This is a genomic window from Clostridium sp. DJ247, from assembly GCF_014231265.1.
Genome location: NZ_JABAIW010000117.1, coordinates 1 through 3,311 on the forward strand (window position 1 = coordinate 1; position 3,311 = coordinate 3,311).

The 3,311-nt window shown below is 30.6% G+C and carries 4 protein-coding genes; all 4 read right to left on the minus strand.

Translation table 11 applies throughout. The features are described 5' to 3' along the window. Window positions 1-243: 243 nt before the first annotated feature. On the minus strand, window positions 244-552 hold the full coding sequence (locus HGI79_RS22210; protein ID WP_185652845.1) for a DUF6618 family protein: 309 nt from the start codon (window positions 550-552) through the stop codon (window positions 244-246). Window positions 553-568: 16 nt separating this feature from the next. Next, window positions 569-1,372 carry an ExeA family protein gene (locus HGI79_RS22215; protein WP_185652846.1) on the minus strand — a complete coding sequence of 268 codons (804 nt, stop codon included), beginning with the start codon at window positions 1,370-1,372 and terminating at the stop codon, window positions 569-571. Beyond that, a complete protein-coding gene (locus HGI79_RS22220; protein WP_185652847.1) occupies window positions 1,365-2,624 on the minus strand; it encodes a DDE-type integrase/transposase/recombinase in 1,260 nt (419 codons plus the stop codon). Before HGI79_RS22220 ends, HGI79_RS22215 begins: the two co-directional genes overlap by 8 nt. A gap of 90 nt (window positions 2,625-2,714) precedes the next feature. After that, window positions 2,715-3,311: DUF6431 domain-containing protein (locus HGI79_RS22565; RefSeq protein WP_207725873.1), on the minus strand; the 597-nt coding region annotated here is incomplete at its 5' end.

Consider the following 3,311-nt stretch of genomic DNA (forward strand, 5'->3'; position numbering starts at 1 on the left):
TGTTGATTTCCACTTTGTTTTATCCTACTTTTTTCAAGTTATTTTATCCGGCTAAATTTTAAATTTACACTTTAGGTTATCCTATAATTACAATAAATTAACCTAAAGTTTCACTTAATTTTATCTTTATGTAAGAATAAGAACTACCTACGGTGAGGTATCTACAACGCCTTGTGCTTACTGCTTTTTAATTAAACAAAAAGAGCAGTGAACTGCTCTAAATAATGAAAATTTATTTAAGAGTTAAAGATAATCTGCTATCGCAGATAAAGCTTTGGCAACAGTAATACCATCAACAGTACCTAGTACTTTACATAGTCGTTCTTCATTCCAAAAGCTATCCTTAAAGCTTGATAAGTGGCAACCAGCACCCCAATCTGGTATGCAGGCAAAATTACCACCATCAGTGGTTCCTACAATCACATTTATACCACTTCTACTTTCTATTTTTATTTCGTAATGACTTCCATGATCAATTATTTTTGTAATAGTTCCTGTCCAAGACTCAGTTCCAGTCTCCGTATCTAATTTACAATTAAAAGTAGTTACCATTAACTGATTCACCCCTTTATATAAGATTTATTTCATTTTGAGCTAGCATTACAGTTTCTGTATCAATGACTTTTAAGCTTTTTTGATAACCGATTATTAAGCACTTTTCAATAAGAGAATTAAGCAGCCTTGTAGAGCCATTACAACAAGAATTTATTGCTTCCAGCGCGTTAGCGTTAAAAATTTCATTGAATACTCCACAAAGTTTTAATCTTGAAGAAATGTACTCGATGACTTCTTCCTTGCATATACCTTCATAATTATAGTTAATTACAATTCTCTGTTTTAATGCTTCATGAATTTGCTTTGATAATATATTATTTAAAAGTGGCTGTCCACAAAGTATTAGTACAGCATAATTTCTTGAATCCATATCGAAATTCAGCAGTAATTTTAAGTCGTTTAAGACTTCTGTTTTTAGATATTGAGCTTCGTCTATAATAATCACAGGGGTAACTTTTTTGTCCTTAGATAATGAAATAATTCTTTCCTGTATAGCTTTAAAAAGATCAATTTTTTTAGAGTAAATTTCTACACCTAAGCCGTAGGCTAAAGATTTATAAAATTCTAATACCGTAACAGTAGATAGTGTAAGATAAATAACTTTATACAGGTTAGAGTTTAATGAGTTTGTAAAACATCTTAAGGTATAAGTTTTTCCTATTCCCGAAAGACCTGTAAATAAACCTATTCCTTTCATATTTTTAAGATGTTCTAATCTTGACATTGCCTGTGAAAAGTCATGAGATTGGAAAAAGTTTTTTTCACTTAATCCCTTCTCAAAAGGGTTAAATTCCATTCCCCAATATGATTTATACATTTTCTTTTCCTCCATTTACTTTAGAATAATCAATAACATTTCTTTTTATCTTTGAGTTATCAACTTTTTTTAAAGGATAAACCGTATCAGATATTTTATTGTCTTTATCAAAAATAAAGGCCTTGTCCAAATTAATGGGTGAATATCTAACATTAATTCTCTGTCCTATGTATTTTGCAGGTACTTCAAATTGTGTGGAGTTTAAGCTTATAGTGGCATCATTATTAACTTTTCTACTTACTCGATGCAGAAAATGATTATCTAGCTCATCTGCTGGTATGAATTTTATTTTTTCCATATCCTTGACATATCTTTCTCTAGGACTTATCTTTAGAGAGGAATGAATATAATTACTATATTTTTCATTTAGATATTTACTGAAATCCATATTTAAGGCTTCTAGCGAAGCGTAATCGTTCCAGTTAATACCGTTCATCCAGTTATCTTTTATAGTTCTAAAGGAACGTTCTATTTTGCCCTTAGATTCTGGGCTATACGCCTTTGTATGAATCAATGTAATTCCTAAAGAAGCACAAATTAAACGTAGTTGGTCATTTTTATAGGTTCCACCGTTATCTACAAATATTCTTTTAGGAATGCCATATTTTGAGATAGCTTTCTTGAAAACAATTTGCATATTCACAGCGTTGTCATAGAAAAAGAACTCTCCATGAAGAATTAGCCGAGAGGCGTCATCAATAAAAGTAATTAAGAATGTTTTCTTTTTCTGTCCATTAATCTTAATAATTGGTCCATGAGATGTATCAGATTGCCAGCAATCATTGGCAAATTCCATTTCATAAGCCCTTCTATCTACAGGGGCTAATTGATTTCTTTTTAAATTATTTTCCCGTATGTACCTTAAGACTGTTGCTAAAGATGTCTTATTTGCCTTAACATAGCCTTCTTCAACAAGTTTTTGATAAACCAAAGTTCCAGTTATATAAGGCAAAGAGTCCTTTAACTCATGAATTTTTGCGATAGCATTAGAGTCAATATTTCTAGGTTTTCCTACATCGGCTCTCGCCTTAGGTATAAGTGCATCAAAACCTCCATGCTTATAATTTAAAAACCACTTCTTTATGGTACCAGAAGAAAACCTAACGGTAGTTCCATTTGGTAAAGTATGCTCTTTAGAAGCGATATCTCTAAAAAATTCATTTTTAGAAGCTGCTTCATAAGTTTCGTTAACTAATGGAGCTATTAAAGAGAATTTAAAAAGAGCTATTTCATGTTTTTCTCTATCTTCCATACACAAAACCTCCTGAAAATATTTTAATATGATGTTACCAAGCCATAAGCTTTAAATCTATTCAAGAGTTATGTGGGTGAGAAAAAGTACTCAATAAAAGCCTCCAATGTAAATTGGGCGAGGTAAAATATTTTGAAACTTCAACATTAGAAATATCCATTGGGAGTTGAAGAAATATTGGTATAAAAAGTTTCCATTGAACTGATAGTTGTTAATTTCAGATACTATGGTATCTAGTCCAGAAGCTACGGCGTAGCCTAAACTTCTTAAAACAGTTGTACAGGAATTAAGAAATATTGAAAATTTTGATATAAACATATAAAGGATTTGGAATGAAATAGAGAAATTTGAGCATATCTCTAAAACTCTATGCTCATTGGAATAAAACTCTGTGAGAACACTTAAAATAAATGAAAAAGAATAAATGCAATAAGGTATAATATCATTGGGTAGAATGGCATGAGTACTATTACAGGAAGAACATTTAACCCTCAAGATACGTATTTTTCTATCCTTTACGTTTTGTGAATCATCGATAAAGCAAATGTTTCTTTCATAGCTGCCATGTCTAGTAAGAGAATGCTTTCCACCACATTTAGGACAGATGTAGTAAAAAATCGAATAGTTATTTAAAATTTTTTCATTATAGTTATTGTAATTAACATTAAAATCTATTATCATAATATC

Bases quoted from the DNA above. Each gene is read 5' to 3' on its own strand.
- HGI79_RS22220 (WP_185652847.1), bottom strand. From the start codon at position 2,624: ATGGAAGATAGAGAAAAACATGAAATAGCTCTTTTTAAATTCTCTTTA.
- HGI79_RS22210 (WP_185652845.1), bottom strand. From the start codon at position 552: ATGGTAACTACTTTTAATTGTAAATTAGATACGGAGACTGGAACTGAG.
- HGI79_RS22215 (WP_185652846.1), bottom strand. From the start codon at position 1,372: ATGTATAAATCATATTGGGGAATGGAATTTAACCCTTTTGAGAAGGGA.